We start from the raw sequence: 16,641 nt of genomic DNA, 5'->3' as shown, positions 1-16,641 counted from the left end.
TGGCCGCCCTCGCTCGCTGTCTCCCTCGTTCCACCCGACGCGAGCACGACCTACCCGACCGTCCACACCACACCGGGGCAGTCCGTCCTCCACCGTCGAGCGGTTCGGTCGCGCTCGCTCAGCGAACGCACTCGCTTACAGCGACACACCCGACTCACGACAACACACCCTGCCTACAACGACACACCCGCTCACACCAACAGCAGCCGGTGGTTCTCCGGAAACTCGACTCCTCGTCGGCGGCGTCGATGTCGTGGCCGCGTGAGTGTACTCGCCGGCGAGCGTCCGCCGCGGTCTTCGGTTCGAGCCAGTGCCTCTCCCGCACACGACCGCGAGAGCGCTATGATCCGAAGCGCCGAACGAGTGCTATGCACGAGGTCACTGTCACCCGAACGATCGACGCACCGACGGCTGCCGTCTGGGAGGTCCTCGACGACTTCGGCGGCGTCGCGACGTACAACCCCGGCGTCCTCGAGTCGGGAATCATCGCCGGTCCCGACACCGGCGAGGGTGCGACCCGCGAGTGTGTGCTCGACGGGAGTGGTCGCATCGAGGAGCGAATCGTCGACTACGAACCGAACACCTCCTACACCGTCGAGTTCATCGACATGGGTGACTTCCCGCTGAAAGAGAACGTCGTCACCATCTCCGTGGACGAACAGGTGGACACACAGACGGCAGTCACCATGGCGGCACGGTTCACGCCGAAGTTCGGCCCCCTGGGCTGGGTGATGGCGAAAGTGATGATGGAATCGAAGTTCGAGGAGACGTTCGGGGAGACGCTTGACGGACTCGCGTCGCACGTCGACTCTCGAGTCGCCCGCGGCGACCCGGCGTCGGAAGCCGCCTCGGACTGACTCGCTCCCGAGCTCACAACAGCAACAGCCGGGGGTTCTCCAGATACTCGATGAGCGTGTTGGCGAACCGTCCGGCGTCCGCCCCGTCGACGACGCGGTGGTCGATCGACAGCGACAGCGGGAGGGTGTGTCGTGCGACGACCTCCCCCTCTTCGACGACGGGCCGCTGTTCGATCGCGCCCAACCCCAAGATCGCGACCTCGGGGTAGTTGATGATCGGCGTGGCGTACTCGCCGCCGATGGCACCGAAGTTGGTGATGGTGAACGTGCTGCCCCGCATCTCCTCGCGGGCGATGCTCCGGTCGTGTGCTCGTTCGACGAGGCCGCCGAGCTCCGAGGCGATCTCCACCGCCCCTTTCCGGTCGACGTCCCGAACCACGGGCACCATCAGCCCCGCGTCGGTGGCGACGGCGACGCCGACGTGGTACTCCCTTTTACGGAGGATCTCCTCGTTCTCCTCGTCGAAGACGGCGTTCAGCTTCGGGTGCTCTTTCAGCGCCTTCACTACGGCCGTCATCACCAGCGGCGTGTAGGTGAGCGAGACGCCCCGCGCTTCGGCGTGCGGTTTCAACTCCGACCGGAGCGCGACGAGGTCGTCGACGACGGCGGTGTCGTGGTGGGTGACGTGCGGCGCGGTGAACTTCGAGCGCTGCATCTGCTCGCCGATGGTCCGGCGGATGCCGCGGTAGGGGACCCGCTCGTCCTCCTCCCCGTCGGTGACGGGTTCGGTCTCGACCGTCGCGGGCGGTCCAGCCACGGGCTCGCGACTCGCCGCCTCCCCATCCCCGGCCTCACCGATCTCACCCGCCGACACGGCGGCCGCGTCGGCTTCCTGTGCCGCCCGCTGGGCCTCGGCGTACGCCCGGACCGCGTCGGGCGTGACGAACGCCTCGCCGTCGCGCCGTTCGGTCGCGGGCACGTCGTCGATGTCGACCCCTTCGTCGGCCGCCAGCTTCCGGGTCGCGGGCGCGGCGAGCGTCCGGTCGCGGCCGGCCGCCTCGGTCGCCTGCGTCGGCGCCCCGCTCGCCGCGTCGTCGGCTTCGCCTCCCTCCGCCGCGTCGCCACTCGTCGCCGACGGCCCGCCGAAACTCACCGCGGCGGGCCCCTCGTCACGCTCGGCGGCGTCCGCGCTGGCTCCGGGCTCGGCTTCGGCCGCCGCCCGGACGTCCCCCTCGGTGATCCGCCCGCCCGGGCCGCTCCCGTCGATCGTCGCGAGATCGACGCCCTCCTCGCGGGCGAGCCGACGGACGCTCGGCGGGGCGAACACCCGCGCGTCGGGTTCGTGGTCTGCGTCGCCCTCGCTCTCCGCCCCGGCGGCGCTGTCGCCCGACGCCGCCGGCTCGGTCGCCGCTGGGGCGTCGCTCGGCCCTGTCGTGGTCTCGGGTTCGGACGCGGACGCGGACGCGGACTCGGGTTCGGCCTCCCCTTCGGCTCCGGCTTCGTCGGGGACGTCGAACGTGATGATGACGTCGCCGACCGGGACCATCTGGCCCGCTTCGGCGCGGAGCTCCGCCACGGTCCCGTCGTAGGGGGAGGGAACCTCGACGAGCGCCTTGTCCGTCTCCACCTCGGCGACGACCTGATCTTCGACCACGCCGTCGCCGGGCTTGACGTGCCACGCGACCAGTTCGCCCTCCGCCACGCCTTCGCCGACGTCGGGGAGTTTGAACTCGCGGATCATGGGTACTCCACGGCCTCCCGGATGCCGTCCTCGATGCGCGCGACCGAGGGGAGGTAGTAGTCCTCCAGGGCGTACAGCGGGTAGGGAACGTCGTACCCGGTCACGCGGACGACGGGCGCTTCCTGGTACAGCAGCGCCTCCTCCTGGATCGTCGCAGTGATCTCACCCGCGAGCCCGCCCGACCGGGGGGCCTCGTGGACGACGCACGCCCGCCCGGTCTTCGTGAACGAGTCGACGATAGCCTCCCGATCCAGCGGCGAGACAGTCCGGAGGTCGACCACCTCGACGTCGACCCCCTCCTCGGCGAGGTTCTCGGCGGCTTCGAGGGTTCGCGGCGTCATCGCGCCGTAGACGAAGACCGAGACGTCTTCGCCTTCCCTTCGAACCTGTGCCTCGCCGATCGGGACGGTGTGTTCGCCCTCCGGGACGTCACCCCTGAACGCGCGGTAGATGAGCTTCGGTTCGAGGAAGATCACGGGGTCCGGATCGCGGATGGCAGAGATGAGTAGCCCCTTGGTGTCGGCCGGCGTCGACGGGATGACGACCTTGAGCCCGGCCTCGTGCGCGTAGAACGCCTCCTTCGACTCGGAGTGGTGTTCGGGCGCGCGGATGCCGCCGCCGTAGGGCGCGCGAACGACGAGCGGACAGGTAAAACGACCGCGAGACCGCGTCCGGAGCCGGGCGGCGTGAGAGACGATCTGGTCGAACGCCGGGTACATGAAGCCGGAGAACTGGATCTCCGGGACGGGTTTGAGCCCGTAGGCGGCCATCCCGATGGCCGTGCCGACGATGCCCGACTCCGCGAGCGGGGTGTCGATGACCCGATCGCCGCCGAACTCGTCGTACAGCCCTTCGGTCGCGCGGAAGACGCCGCCGTTCTTCCCGACGTCCTCCCCGAGGACGATGACGTCGTCGTCGCGCTGCATTCCGGTGTGGAGACCGTCCCGTACCGCCTGGACCAGGGTGAGGTTCTGTGTTTGTGACGTGCTCATTGTGAGTTACTCGTTGCGGAACGCCTCGTCGCCGAGTCGCTCGCGCATGGCGGCGAACGCCTCGTGTTGCGCCTCGATGTCCGGGGTTCGCTCGGCGAAGGTGTGGTCGAACAGTTCCTCGGGGTCGGGCCGGGGGGTCGACTCCGCCGTCTCGATGGCGTCGGCCACCTCCTGCTGGACCTCGCGTTCGATCCGCTCGACGTCGTCGTCGTCGAGTCGGCCCGTCTCGCGGAGGAACGTCTCCAGCCGCGGGATGGGATCTTTCCGTTTCCACTGTTCGACCTCGTCGCTGTCGCGGTACACCGTCGGGTCGTCAGCGGTCGTGTGCGCGCCGAAGCGGTACTGAACCGCCTCGATGAGCGTCGGCCGGAGTTCGTCGGGTGTGTCGGCCTTGGCCTTCTCGACCGCGGCGCGCGTGACGTCGTACACCGCCAGCGGATCCATCCCATCGACCTGGATCCCCTGAAAGCCGTAGGCGTCGGCCCGCTGCGCGATCGTCTCGGCCGCCGTCTGTCGCTCCCGGGGGACGGAGATCGCCCACTGGTTGTTGTTGCAGAAGAACACGGTGGGGGTGTCGAACACGCCAGCGAAGTTCATCGCCTCGTGGGTGTCGCCCTCCGAGGAGCCCCCGTCACCGAAGTAGGTGATGAACGCCTTCCGCTCGCCTTTGTGTTTCGAAGCCCACGACGCGCCGACCGCGTGGAGGGTCTGGGTGGCGATCGGCACCGCGACGGGGAACGTGTTGACGTCCGGCGGCGCTTCGTTGCCGCGCTCGGTGCCCATCCAGTACAGCAAGATCCGGTCGAGCGGGAAGCCACGCGTGTGGAGCGCGGCGTGCTCGCGGTACGACGGGAAGAGCCAGTCCTCCTCGTCGAGCGCGTGGGCGCTCGCCACCTGTGCGCCCTCCTGTCCCGACAGCGGCGGATAGGTGCCCATCCGCCCCTGCCGCTGGAGGCTCACCGCACGGGTGTCGAAGTGCCGGGCGAGTTTCATCTCGCGGTACATCGACACCAGCGTCTCGTCGTCCACGTCGGGGACGTCGCCGACGACGCTGCCGTCCTCGTCGAGGACGCGGACCTGATCCCGTGGATCGCGCTGTAGCACGCTCACGGTGTGACCCTCCCGTGCATGAGCAGAGGGTCACCTCCCTGTCGTATAGTGTTTTCGTAGAACGGGATCGCCGGTCGCGTACCGAGGCGCTCGACGGTGCCAGCGGGCGGTTCGCCGGAGCCAGCGGTTCGTCCTTCGAACCGTCGGCCCGGCACGCACGGCGGGGGCGTGGCTCGCTCAGTCGGCGGCACGCGCGGCCCGTCGCGCCTCCTCGACCGTCCGGCCCTCGCGGACGAGCGCGTCGACGAACAGCTCCCCCGCTTTGTACGACGAGCGCACCATCGGCCCCGAGGCGCAGTAGAGGAAGCCGAGTTCGTCCTCGGCGACCCGCCGCCAGGTGTCGAACGCGTCGGGGTGGACGTAGTCGTAGACGTCGAGGTGTGACCGCGACGGCTGGAGGTACTGCCCGAGCGTGACGACGTCGACGTCGGCCTCCCGGAGGTCCGACAGCGTCTGGTACACCTCGTGGGCGTACTCGCCGAGGCCGAGCATGATCGACGTCTTGGTGTGGATGTCGGACTCGGCGGTGACCTGTTCGAGCACGGACAGCGACTGCTCGTAGCCCGCGCGGCGGTCACGGACGGGCCACTGCAGGCGTTCGACCGTCTCGATGTTGTGCGCGATCACGTCGGGGCGCGCGTCGATGATCTCCCGCACGAGTTCCGGTTCCCCTTGGAAGTCGGGGATCAGGACCTCGACGAGGATCGAGGGGTCGCGCTCTTTGATCGCGCGGATGGTCCGCGCGAAGTGCCCCGCGCCCTGGTCGGGGAGGTCGTCTCTATCCACGGAGGTGAGGACGACGTAGTCGAGGCCGATCTCGGCCACCGCCTCGGCGACGTTGTCGGGTTCGTCGGGGTCGAGCGCCTCCATCCCTCCGGTCTGGACGTCGCAGAAGTTACAGCCCCGCGAGCAGCGGTCGCCCATCAGCATGAACGTCGCCGTTCCCGGGCCGTCTTGTCCCGACCAGCACTCCCCGAGGTTCGGGCAATTGGCCTCCTCGCAGACGGTGTGGAGGTTTCTGTCCCTGAGTTCGCGCTTGATCTCGGTGAACCGCTGGCCCGACGGCGGTCGCATCTTCAGCCAGTCGGGTTTTCGACGGTGCCGGCGACTCCCGCTCATACCGGACGGTAGGCGGCTGTCGTGAAAAACGTGCGGTCGAGTACGGACCGACCGGGGCGTCCCCATCGTGACAGTACTGCCCGGGAGAGGGGCCGCGCGGTCGCCAGGGTGACGACGTCTCGCCCTCCCCGGCCGACTCGCTTCCGCCGGTCGCTCGTTCGCCGCACGTCGGCCGTATGTGACGCCGTGAGGTGCTGTTCGCGGCTCCGGCCGCGACCAGACACGAGCGACGCGGCCGCGTTCACCCGTCGATCGGACAGGTGTCGACGCCGAGCAGCGCGTTCAGCGGACACCGCTGGACCGCGCCGGTCACTGTCAGGATCGCCCCGACGACGAGGGCAGCGACGGCACCGAGCGTCCCGAGCGGCAGCAGTTGAACGAGTGCCGTGAGTCCAACGACAAGCAAGACCGGACCGATGATCAGGCGCGCGTTTCGATCGATTCCGCCGACGTTTTTATTCATCGTACTCACCGCGTTTCTCTACGGCGCGAAAGGTATTGTATCTTGTTCACAATCTCTCTTCTCAGGAACGGGCCGTTCGCACCGTCCGGACGGCGGTCACCGGAAGTTTTTGGTCGAGCGAGCGCCCCCCTCCGAGCATGACTGTCCCCGGGAACCGGCTGCGAGCGGGAGGACGCCACGGGTGAAAGTGGCCGAGGCCATCCCCGAGTTCGCCGACGCGTTCGGCTTCGAGGAGTTCAACCGGATGCAACGCGAGGCGCTCCCGGCGATCATGGAGCGCGACGAGAACGTGGTCGCCGCGGCCCCGACGGCGTCGGGGAAGACGGCGCTGGCGGAACTGGCGATGTGTAAGACCCTCGGGGAAGGAGGAACGGCGCTCTTTATCGCCCCCTTGCGCGCGCTGACGAACGAGAAGGAAGCCGAGTGGGAACGTTTCGAGGATCTCGGCTACTCGGTGTACGTCGTGACGGGCGAGCGCGACCTCAACCCTCGCCGCGCGGAGCGGGCGGACATCCTCGTGATGACGCCCGAGAAGACCGACTCGGCCACGAGGAAACACGACTCTCCCAGATACGGCTTCGTCACCGACGTGGACTGCGTCGTCATCGACGAGGTCCACCTCCTCGACTCCGACTCCAGAGGCGGGGTGCTCGAAGTGACCGTCTCCCGCCTTCGGCGGCTCTGTGACCCGCGAATCGTGGCGCTGTCGGCGACGATGCGCAACGTCGCCGACGTCGCCGCGTGGCTGGACGCGGTCGAAGAAACGACGTTCGAGTTCGGCGACGACTACCGCCCGGTGAAGCTCCACGCGGGAGTGAAGACGTACAGCCACGGCGAGAACAGCTTCGCCGACAAGTACCGTCGACTGTACAGAGCGTTCGACCTGGCCGAACCGCACATCCGCGAGGCGGGCCAGGCGCTCGTCTTCGTCTCCTCGCGGCAGGACACGGTGCAGGCCGCGGCGAAGGCGCGCGACGAGTTCGCCGAACGCGACGTGCCGATGGGTGCCCGCGGCGACTACGACTTCCACAACGAGGCGAAGGAGCTGTCGAACGATTCGTTGCGAAACTCCGTCGTCGACGGCATCGGGTTCCACCACGCGGGGCTCGGGAAGGAGGACCGCGATCGAGTGGAGAGATGGTTCCGCGAGGGGAAGATCCAACTGCTGTTCTCGACGTCGACGCTCGCGTGGGGTGTGAACCTCCCCGCCCGGTGCGTCGTCATCCGCGACACGAAGTACCACGACCCGCTGGAGGGCGACGTGGACATCTCCCCGCTGGACGTGATGCAGATGCTCGGTCGGGCCGGCCGGCCGGGCTACGACGACGTCGGCTACGGCTGGGTGGTGTGTGACCGCTCTGACGCCGACCGCTACCGGCGACTCATCAGCGATGGAAAAGACATCGAGTCCCACCTCGCCGCCGAGTTGGACTCACATCTCAACGCCGAGGTCGCGATGGGCACCATCGACGACCTCGACGACGTGCTCTCGTGGCTGGAGACGACGTTCTACTACGTGCGCGCGCAGTCCCGTCCCCAGGAGTACGCCTTCGACGGCCTCAGGGATCGAGTCCGGGAGACGCTCGAATCGCTCGTCGACCGCGGCTTCGTCTCGATGGACGGCCTGGGGGTCGAGCCCACCTCGCTCGGCCGGCTGGCGTCGAAGTACTACCTCGATCTCGCGACCGCGCGGCGCTTTCACGACCTCTCCGAGCGCGAGTACATCGACGCCGACGCCGTCCTCGAGAGCGTCGCGGGCGCGTCGGAGTTCCACTCCGTCTCCTGCCGCTCGGCCGAGACCGACGCGGTCGACTCCGTCCTCACGGGGATGGACAGCTCGCTCGACGGCGGCAACCGCAAGGTGCTCGCCATCTGCCGGGCGTCGATGACTGGCTCGACCCCGGCTGACCTCCGGAGCGACGCCTGGATCATCAGGCAGAACGCCCTCCGGCTGTTGGCGGCGCTCCGGGAGTTCCTCGACACCTTCTCGGGCCCGCGCGCGGCCAACCTCGCCCGCCGGGTCGAGGCGCGCGTCGAACACGGCGTCTCCCGCGACGCGGTCGGGCTCACCGCCGTCGACGGAATCGGCTCGCGTCGGGCGGGGCGGCTCTCGTCGGCCGGGCTGCGAACCCCGTCCGATCTCGTCGCGGCCGGCACGACGGCGCTGACCCGGGCGGACCTCTCTGAGGGGGTGGCCGAGCGGGTCGTCGAGTCGGCGCAGTCGCTGCCGGCGATCGAGATCGACTGGGGGCCGTTCCCCGAGACGGTCGAGCGCGGGACCAGCGCGGTCAGGGAAGTCTCCGTGCGAAACACCGGGGGGAGCGGCCGTACCGGGATCCGCGTCACGGTCAACGACGTGGAGATGACGACGAAGACGACGTACCTCTCGGACGCGACGCACGTCCCCGTCGGCGTCTTCGGCGCGACCGACGACGAACTCACCTTCCGCATCGAGGTGTCGTTCCCCGACCTCCCGCTGCTCCCGGTCCACGAGGAACGAACCGTCGCGGTCGTCGACTGACACCGGAGTCAGGGGTCGCCGTCGACCAGCCGCATCAGCGCTGCGCGCAACGCCGCAGGCCCCTCGACAACCTCGTCTGCGGCGGAGTGGTCGACGCCCCGGTTCTGCGGCGTCCGGTAGGCGATACAGTACGCTCCGGCCGCGACGGCCGCCGCGACGCCGTTGTACGAGTCCTCGACGACGACGCAGCGCTCGGGGTCGAGGCCGAGCTCGGCCGCGGCGTGTTCGTAGATGTGCGGCTCGGGCTTGCCGGGGTCGTCGATGTCGTCGGCGCTCAACACGAGGTCGAGCGGGTCGAGGTCGAACCGCTCACGGACGACCGCGATCCAGTCCTGTGGCGCGGAGGAGACGATCGCCAGTTTCGCGCGAGCGCGGAGGCCGTCGAACAGCTCCTCGGCACCCTCCATCAGCACGACGCCGTCGCCGTATACCACGTCCATCGCGTGTTCGTCGTACCGACCGACGAACTCCTCTTTCGAGACCGTCGTTCCGTATTCCGTCGAGAGGTAGTCGTACATCTCCCGGTAGTTCCGCCCGGTCACCTCCTCGCGCGTCGGCGTTCCCTCGGTCGCCTCGGCGAAGACCCACTCGTCTTCGAACGCGTGCCAGAACCGTTCGGAATCGACCAGTACACCGTCCATGTCGAAGAGTACAGCGTCCACAGTGCGTGTCGTGTCGGGCGGCCCGAGTGAAAGCTCTGCTGACGGGACCGCCACACGCATCCGAAACTGACATTCACGGATTCGTGAATAAATTACGGACATACCGTGAGTGATTTAAATTCCGCACGGAGACAGGTCGGTACGACCGACTGTCGGGGTCCCCGACTCGGGCGGTCCACCACACCACCATGATCAGTCGCACGTCCGTCGCGGTCGGACTCGTCGCCGTCGTCCTGCTCGCCAGCGCAGCGTTCAGCTTCCCGGGAGGTGCTTCGACCGACGCCGCGAACGGCTCGACACGAATCGACCAGGTCGAACCGACCGAAACAGAGACCGAGACCCCACCACCGACAGCGACGCCAACGGAGACAGAAACACCGACTGAGACGGAGACGGCGACACCGACGGAAACACCAACCGCGACACCGACCGAGACGGAGACAGCGACACCAACAGAGACGGAGACGGTGACACCAACAGAGACGGAGACGGTGACACCGACCGAGACAGAGACGGCGACACCAACAGAGACGGAGACGGTGACACCGACCGAGACAGAGACGGCGACACCAACAGAGACGGAGACGGTGACACCGACCGAGACAGAGACGGCGACACCGACCGGAACGGAGACAGCGACACCAACAGAGACGGAGACGGCGACACCGACCGGAACGGAAACAGCGACACCGACCGGAACGGAGACAGCGACACCAACAGAGACGGAGACGGCGACCCCGACCGGGACGGAGACAGCGACCCCGACAGGAACCACGACGCCGACATCGACCCCGACGGCAACGCCGACAGCGACGGAGACCGAGACAGTGACGCCGACGTCGGCGGTGGCGGGGACGGAGACTCCGACGAACGCCACTACGACGCCGACGCCGACGGACGGGTCGAACGGGACAACAACGGCGACCGAAACACCACAGCCCGAAGCTCCCGTCGGCGGTGGTGGTGGGAGTAGCGGTGGCGGAGGCGGCGGTGGAGGCGGAGGCGGCGGCAGTAGCGACGACGGGAGTGGTGGTGGCGGCAGTAGTGGCGGTGGGCTGTTCGGCTTCCTCGACAGCGGCTCGGGGACGGCCACCGCGTCCGCGACGCCCTCGCCGACCCCGGTCAACACCAGTTCCGTCCTGACGACCCGGTCGAACGCCTCGGACGCGGACGTGCTGGACGTCGACGACACGGTCGTGACCGACGTCTCCGTCCGGTCCGAACGCGTCGCGGTCGGCGAACCGACCGTCGTCGTCGTGACGGTACGGAACCCGACGACGACAGCGGACGATCACACGGTCGAACTCGAACTGTTCGAGCAGATCGTCAACTCCCGTGAGGTCAGGGTTCCGCCCCGGGGTGAGGTGCAGGTCGAGTTCACACACAACATCGTCGCGCCCGGAACGTATACGGCGCGCGTCGGTGCCGAGACTGCGACAGTCACGGTCGTCGAAGCCGACCGTGGGTCGGACACGCCCACGACGCCGACAGCGACGTCGACGACGTTTCCCGGGTTCGGCCTCTTCGTCGCGTTCCTTTCGGTTCTCGCCGGGGGACTCCTCCTCGCACGGCGTCGGGCCTGATCGCTCTCGACCGGATCGTCCGACGCCGGAGTCGGCGAGTCCCGTTCGGCGGATCGCGTGTTCCCGACCAGCGTATTTTTGTGACCACGAACGTACGTAGAAGCTGAATTGCTGGGCACACTACACATCGCACCGGGTCGGTGGCAGCGATGAGCCGACCCGCCGGACGGCCCCGATGAACGGTCGATCGCTCGTCGCGCTCTGTCTGGTGCTCTGTACGCTCACGGGAACGGTGACGGCACCGGTTGGAGCGCTCGAGACGGCGCACGCGCCGCCCGTCCCGTCGGACACCGAACGCACGACCCTCGCCCACGGCACGACGTGGCCCGTGGGAACGGCAGCGTCGACCCGCGCCGCCGGCGTCGGGGCGGCCGACCGGAACGTCTCGCTCACGACCCCCGGTCCGAACGTCTCGCTCACGGCGACGGGCGCGACGAACGGCACCGTCTCGGAGTACGAACTGTCGAGCCTCGACGGCGTGGGGAACCTCTCGATCGAGGTGACCGGCGTGGCGACGACCGAGGTCGACACGGTCTCGACACCGCTCACGCCGGGAGCCATCTGGGATCTGCGTATCGCCGGCGACGTCGAACCGGCGGGTCCGGACGGAACCGGCAACCCCGAGGTGTCGTTGACGGCCCGTCAGGGCTCGTGGAACACCGGCTACGCGTCGAACGACCTGCCGAACGGGACGCTCTTCGGCGACGACACTCACTCGGCGCACACGATCCGTTCGGTCCCGGCGAACGTGGAACTGCACCGGCTGACGATCCCCGAACTGTCGTCCGTCGACGGCGGCTGTGCCGACGTCTACGTGAACGAGGACGGACAGAACGGGGCGTACAGCGAGGGCATCCAGGTCGCGTCCGGCCTCTGCCCGACGGGGACGGGGTCGACGACCATCCAGTTCGACACCCCCTACACTACGACGTCCGACGGGGTGACGGTCGAGTTCGTCTCGACGATCGGCGGGCCGGTCCGCGCCCCGCTGGACGAGACTGCCGCCGACCGGGACGGCTACGAGAACAGCGAGCGCGGCGACGCGGGTGACTTCGTCGCGAACCTCACCGTCTCGACGGGCCTCCCGGCGAACGTGTCGCTCAGGGACTCCGCCGGCGACGTCGTCTCGTTCGGAACCTTCGACGACAACGAGACCGTGACGGAGACGGTCGACCTCCAGACGGGTGATTCGTTCAAGCCGTCGTTCGCGGCGAACGGTGCCGACCTCGTCGCCACCGTTCGGTACCAGGAGATCTCCCACAGCGCGAACCCGGCCGTCACGGTGAACGGCAACCGAACCGAGTACGCGGGGACGCTCGCCCCCGGCGAGACCGCGTCGCTCCCGGCGAACGCGGAGTGGCTCCGGCCCGGACGCAACACGGTCGCGGTCGAACTCGACACGGCGTCGACGTCTGACGAGCCCGAACCGGCCGTCGACCTCCGCTACCGACACGGTGCGCCCTCCTCTCCGGCACTGTCGCCCGCGACGCCGTCGACCCCGGCGGGGAGCGAGACGTCCCCCGAGCCGGACGACGCGGCCACTGCGGTCACGACCGGCGACCGTGGCACGCCCGAGCCCGGCGCGACCACCGCCGCCGACGCGCCCGGCGACGGGGTCGTCGTGACCGACGTCTCGTTCGAGAAACAGGAGATCCGCCCGTCGGAAGAGGCGGTGGTCCTGGTGACGGTGCAGAACCCGACCGACCGCCCGAGAACCGACACGGTCGAGCTCGAACTGTTCGGACAGCTGGTCAACTCACGGGAGGTCACCGTTCCAGCCGGGGGGGAGACGACGGTCCGGTTCGTCCACAACATCGTCGCGCCCGGGACGTACACGGCCCGGGTCGACACCGAGACCGCGACGGTCCGCGTCCGCGCCCCCCGGTCGACGACGGCGTCCACCAGTTCGAGTTCGACGTCGACGACGTTCCCCGGTTTCGGGCCCCCCGTCGCGCTCGTCGCGGCCGCCGTCGCGGCACTCCTGTTCGTCCGCCGGGACTGACACCCCTCACGGTACGAAAACCCTTGGCCGGAGGTTCATACCGGAGGGGGCAGCCACCCCGTCGCATGGACTCGACCCGTGTCTTCGCCGGCGACTGTACCACCACGTTCGAGGGCACCCGCGACCGCACGACCCGCGGCCACGTCGTCGTCGTGGTCAAGCCCGACCGCACCGTCCTCGTCCACGACGCCGACGGCTACCAGCCCGTGGCCTGGCTCACGCGACCGGATTCGCTCTCCGTCGAGGAGGACTCCTCGGGGTTCGGCCTCACCGCTCGAGCCGGCGAGCAGACCCTCCGCGTCGTCTCTCACGCGGTCGCCGGGCGCGCGGCATACCCGGTCACCGAGGCGGGCGTTCCCGTCGGCCACCACCCCGAGACGGGCGAACCGCTCGTCCGCGCCGGCGGGAGCGTCGTCGGCCTCGACTCGGGCGTTCGCTACCCGCTCGTCGCGGGCGCTCGAGTGCTGGCGGAGACGTGTGACGACTGCGGGCTCCCGCTGATGCGCGCCGAGCGCGGGGCGGTGTTCGAGGTGTGTGTCGACCGGTCGTGCGACCCGCTCGACGACGCGGTCCGCGCGCGGTTCGACGGCGTCTGGTCCTGTCCCGACTGCGGCTCGCCGCTCCGGATCATCAGGCGCTCGGGACGGCTGCTCGCCGGCTGTGACGACTACCCCGCCTGCGAGACGGCGTTCTCGCTCCCCGCGGGCGTCGTCGTCGACACCTGCGGCTGTGGGCTCCCCGTCTTCGAGACGGCGACCGGGCGGCGGTGTCTGGACGGGACCTGCGAGCCGTTCCGGGCGCGGGACGACCACCCCGACGAGGCCGTCGACCACGCTGGCGACGGGCACGGGAACGACGTGCTCGACGGTGACTCCCGCGACGCGGACACCGACAGCGACGGTCGCGGCTGACTGCACGCAACCGGTGGGCCTTTGACGTCCCACGCCGGCAAGCGGGTATGCAAGGGACGCTCGATCCCGGCGGGACGGTCGCCCTCGAGGGCAACGCTCGCCAGCGGTTTTACGACTCCCGCGGGTACGGCCGCCCGACCGGCGGCGACGGGCTCGAACTCGCCTCGGTCGAGGCCGCACACCTCCTTCAGCGCGGCGACCTCGACGGTGTCGTCGCCGACGGCGACGAACTCGGCTTCCGTGCGTTTCTCGCCCGGACCGGCGTCGTTCTCGAGTTCGTCGTCTACAAGGACCTCCGCGACCGCGGCTTCTACCTCTCTCCCGCGCGCGAGGACCACCCGGATGACGCGGACTTCGTCGTCTACCCCCGCGGCAGCGGCCCGTGGGACGACGAGGTGGCCTACCGCGTCCGCGTCGTCGGTGAGCGCGAGTCGCTCCCGGCGCGGGCGCTCGGCGACGTCACCCTCGCGATCGTCGACGAGGATGGCGACCTGACGTACTTCGAGACGGCGACGGACGTCCCCGGGGGAACGCTGGATGCCGACCCACCGACCGACCTGGAAGGGACGCTCCTGGCCGACCGCGTGCTCGTCTGGGAGCCACCCGAAGCGTTGTACGAGGGCCACTTCTACGGCCAGCGGCTCTACGGCCGCACCGCCGACGCCGGTCCCCTCCAGCTGTCGCTCGTCGAGGCGGCCTCGCTCGCGCGCCGTGGGTCGCTGACGGTGATGGACGCCGACGGCGACCGTGAGGTCGGCGAGGCGGGCGTTACCGCCCGGGGCCGCGACGTGGAGGGTGAGCGCTTCGACCGCCGCCTGCGGACGTACGCCGCGCTCCGCGGTGCCGGCGGCGTTCCGAAGTCCGGCTTCAAGTTCGGTGCGGACTTTCGCGTGTACGAGTCGTTCTCGACCGTCTCCGACCTCTCACACTCGGACTCGCTCGTCCGCGTGGTCCCGCGGGACCACACCACCTTCCCGCGCGACCTCTCGCTCGACGTCCGCCTCGCCGGCGGGGTCCGCAAGCGAATGGTTTTTGCGCTGACCGGCGCCAACGGTGGCATAGACTGGCTCTCCGTAGCCCGCTTGACCCCATGACCGACGACACACCGACGGACGCCGACGAGCACGACCCCCGAGCCGACAGCACGAGTCGCACCGATGGCGGCACGGCGACCGGTGCCGACGACGTGACGCTCGACCCATGGGGATCGTCGACGATCGCCGACTACCGCAAACTGTTCGAGGAGTTCGGCATCGAGGAGTTCGATTCTATCCTCGAAGCGGTGCCGAACCCCCACTACCTGATGCGCCGAGGGGTCATCTTCGGGCACCGCGACTACGGTCCCGTCGCGGAGGCGCTTCGGAACGGCGATCCCGTCGCCGTGCTCTCGGGGTTCATGCCGACGGGGGATCCGCACATCGGCCACAAGCTGGTGTTCGACGAGATCATCTGGCATCAAGAGCAGGGTGCGGACGCCTACGGCCTCATCGCCGACCTCGAAGCCCACGCCGCCCGGGGGCTCACCTGGGCGGAGATCGACGAACACGCCCGCGACTACCTGCTGTCGCTCCTCGCGCTCGGCTTCGATCCCGACGACGGAGTGCTCTACCGGCAGTCGGGCAACGAGGAAGTCCAGGACCTCGCGTTCGAACTCGGCTCCAAGGCGCGGTTCGCGGAGCTAGAGGGCATCTACGGCTTCGACGGCGAGACGTCGGTCTCGCACATGCAGAGCGTCGTGACGCAGATGGCCGACATCCTCTACCCGCAGATGGACGAGCCGAAGCCGACGGTCATCCCCGTCGGACCGGACCAGGACCCACACGTCCGCCTCGCGCGGGATCTGGCGGCGCGAATGCGTTTCTTCAAGATCACCGAGGCGTACTTCAGTCAGGAACTGGACGACGACGAGCGGGTCGTCGTCGCCGAGGCGTACGAGACGCTCGCCGACCGCGCGGACGACGACCAGGACGTCCGCTGCGTCCACGGCGCGCAGTACCTCCTCGACCCCCAGACGGTCGACTTCGACGCCGACCGGCCGACGGTCGACAGCCCCGCCGTCGGCGACGGCGTCCGCGCCAGCGCCGCGACGAAGCTCCAGAACGCCGGAATGGAACCGCTCCGCCCCCGCATTCGGTTCCTGTCGCGTGACGCCCCCGATCGGGCGTTCGAAGCGCTCGTCGAGCGGATCCCGGGCGAGAAGCGGCGCTACGACGAACACGTCGACGCGTTCGACCTCTCTTTCGAAGAAGCCGAAGAACTCGCCCGGCAGGTCGAAGTCGACACTGGCGGCTACGGCTTCTACCCGCCGTCGTCGATCTACCACCGGTTCATGACCGGTCTCACCGGCGGGAAGATGTCTTCGTCGATCCCCGCGAGCCACATCTCGCTGTTGGACGACCCCGAAGACGGCTACGCGAAGGTCAAATCGGCGACGACGGGCGGACGAGACACCGCCGAGGAACAGCGCGAACTCGGCGGCGAGGCGGACAAATGCCCCGTGTACGAACTGTACGCGTATCTCCTCTCCGGCGACGATGACGACTTCGCGAAGGAAGTGTACGACGAGTGCGTCGGCGGCGAACGGCTCTGTGGCGACTGCAAGGAGCAGGCGGCGCAGTTGATGAAGGAGTTCCTCGAAGACCACCAGGCGAATCGGGAGGAGGTCGCGCCGATGCTGGACGACCTCGACATCGAGTTGGAGTCGCCGCGGCGGACGGTCGCGGGCGAGGCCGACGACTGA

At 69.0% G+C, this 16,641-nt stretch carries 12 protein-coding genes and 1 pseudogene; 7 read left to right on the top strand and 6 right to left on the bottom strand.

All coding sequences use genetic code 11. The annotated features are described in order from the left end of the window. Positions 1 to 368: 368 nt before the first annotated feature. Positions 369 to 857 (top strand): SRPBCC family protein, encoded by a 489-nt coding sequence (locus NKJ07_RS15265; RefSeq protein ID WP_318567651.1) that lies wholly within the window; start codon positions 369 to 371, stop codon positions 855 to 857. A 13-nt stretch (positions 858 to 870) separates the two neighbouring features. Here NKJ07_RS15265 and NKJ07_RS15260 read toward each other — a convergent pair whose 3' ends face one another. From NKJ07_RS15260 to NKJ07_RS15240, 5 genes are all read right to left on the bottom strand, one after another. Continuing rightward, the gene (locus NKJ07_RS15260) at positions 871 to 2,538 is read right to left on the bottom strand and encodes a dihydrolipoamide acetyltransferase family protein (RefSeq protein ID WP_318567650.1); all 1,668 of its coding nucleotides are present in this window, start codon (positions 2,536 to 2,538) and stop codon (positions 871 to 873) included. Next, entirely contained in the window at positions 2,535 to 3,530 is a 996-nt protein-coding gene (locus NKJ07_RS15255) for an alpha-ketoacid dehydrogenase subunit beta (RefSeq protein WP_318567649.1), read from the bottom strand. The genes NKJ07_RS15260 and NKJ07_RS15255 overlap by 4 nt, the downstream gene beginning before the upstream one ends. A gap of 6 nt (positions 3,531 to 3,536) precedes the next feature. Further along, on the bottom strand, positions 3,537 to 4,640 hold the full coding sequence (pdhA, locus tag NKJ07_RS15250) for a pyruvate dehydrogenase (acetyl-transferring) E1 component subunit alpha (RefSeq protein WP_318567648.1): 1,104 nt from the start codon (positions 4,638 to 4,640) through the stop codon (positions 3,537 to 3,539). A 177-nt stretch (positions 4,641 to 4,817) separates the two neighbouring features. Beyond that, positions 4,818 to 5,714, bottom strand: coding sequence for a lipoyl synthase (gene lipA, locus NKJ07_RS15245; RefSeq protein WP_318570470.1), 897 nt, complete (start codon positions 5,712 to 5,714; stop codon positions 4,818 to 4,820). 286 nt (positions 5,715 to 6,000) lie between these two features. Then, complete coding sequence (locus tag NKJ07_RS15240; RefSeq protein WP_318567647.1) at positions 6,001 to 6,222, bottom strand: YgaP family membrane protein; 222 nt, start codon at positions 6,220 to 6,222, stop codon at positions 6,001 to 6,003. 181 nt (positions 6,223 to 6,403) lie between these two features. Between NKJ07_RS15240 and NKJ07_RS15235 the strand changes: the two genes are divergently transcribed. Continuing rightward, complete coding sequence (locus tag NKJ07_RS15235) at positions 6,404 to 8,743, top strand: DEAD/DEAH box helicase (protein WP_318567646.1); 2,340 nt, start codon at positions 6,404 to 6,406, stop codon at positions 8,741 to 8,743. A gap of 8 nt (positions 8,744 to 8,751) precedes the next feature. On the opposite strand, the gene NKJ07_RS15230 is transcribed toward NKJ07_RS15235, so the two are convergent. Continuing rightward, positions 8,752 to 9,384: an HAD family hydrolase gene (locus NKJ07_RS15230; protein ID WP_318570469.1), complete on the bottom strand. Its 633-nt coding sequence runs from the start codon at positions 9,382 to 9,384 to the stop codon at positions 8,752 to 8,754. Between the two features lie 209 nt (positions 9,385 to 9,593). Between NKJ07_RS15230 and NKJ07_RS15225 the strand changes: the two genes are divergently transcribed. The 5 genes and pseudogenes from NKJ07_RS15225 to NKJ07_RS15205 all read left to right on the top strand — a co-directional run bounded on the left by NKJ07_RS15225 (position 9,594) and on the right by NKJ07_RS15205 (position 16,641). Further along, a complete protein-coding gene (locus tag NKJ07_RS15225) occupies positions 9,594 to 10,988 on the top strand; it encodes a hypothetical protein (protein ID WP_318567645.1) in 1,395 nt (464 codons plus the stop codon). 175 nt (positions 10,989 to 11,163) lie between these two features. Continuing rightward, on the top strand, positions 11,164 to 12,990 hold the full coding sequence (locus NKJ07_RS15220; RefSeq protein WP_318567644.1) for a PGF-CTERM sorting domain-containing protein: 1,827 nt from the start codon (positions 11,164 to 11,166) through the stop codon (positions 12,988 to 12,990). A 65-nt stretch (positions 12,991 to 13,055) separates the two neighbouring features. Next, positions 13,056 to 13,778 (top strand): annotated as a pseudogene (locus NKJ07_RS15215) (Sjogren's syndrome/scleroderma autoantigen 1 family protein); the annotation flags it as partial. Between the two features lie 170 nt (positions 13,779 to 13,948). Then, the gene (gene endA / locus NKJ07_RS15210; protein WP_318567643.1) at positions 13,949 to 14,995 is read left to right on the top strand and encodes a tRNA-intron lyase; all 1,047 of its coding nucleotides are present in this window, start codon (positions 13,949 to 13,951) and stop codon (positions 14,993 to 14,995) included. Then, on the top strand, positions 14,992 to 16,641 hold the full coding sequence (locus NKJ07_RS15205; protein ID WP_318567642.1) for a tryptophan--tRNA ligase: 1,650 nt from the start codon (positions 14,992 to 14,994) through the stop codon (positions 16,639 to 16,641). Before endA ends, NKJ07_RS15205 begins: the two co-directional genes overlap by 4 nt.

The sequence above is a fragment of the Salinigranum marinum genome (genome assembly GCF_024228675.1).
GTDB classification, from domain to species: Archaea; Halobacteriota; Halobacteria; order Halobacteriales; family Haloferacaceae; genus Salinigranum; species Salinigranum marinum.
Note: the sequence above shows the minus strand (reverse complement) of the source record. Positions and strands in the feature narration are given on the sequence as shown.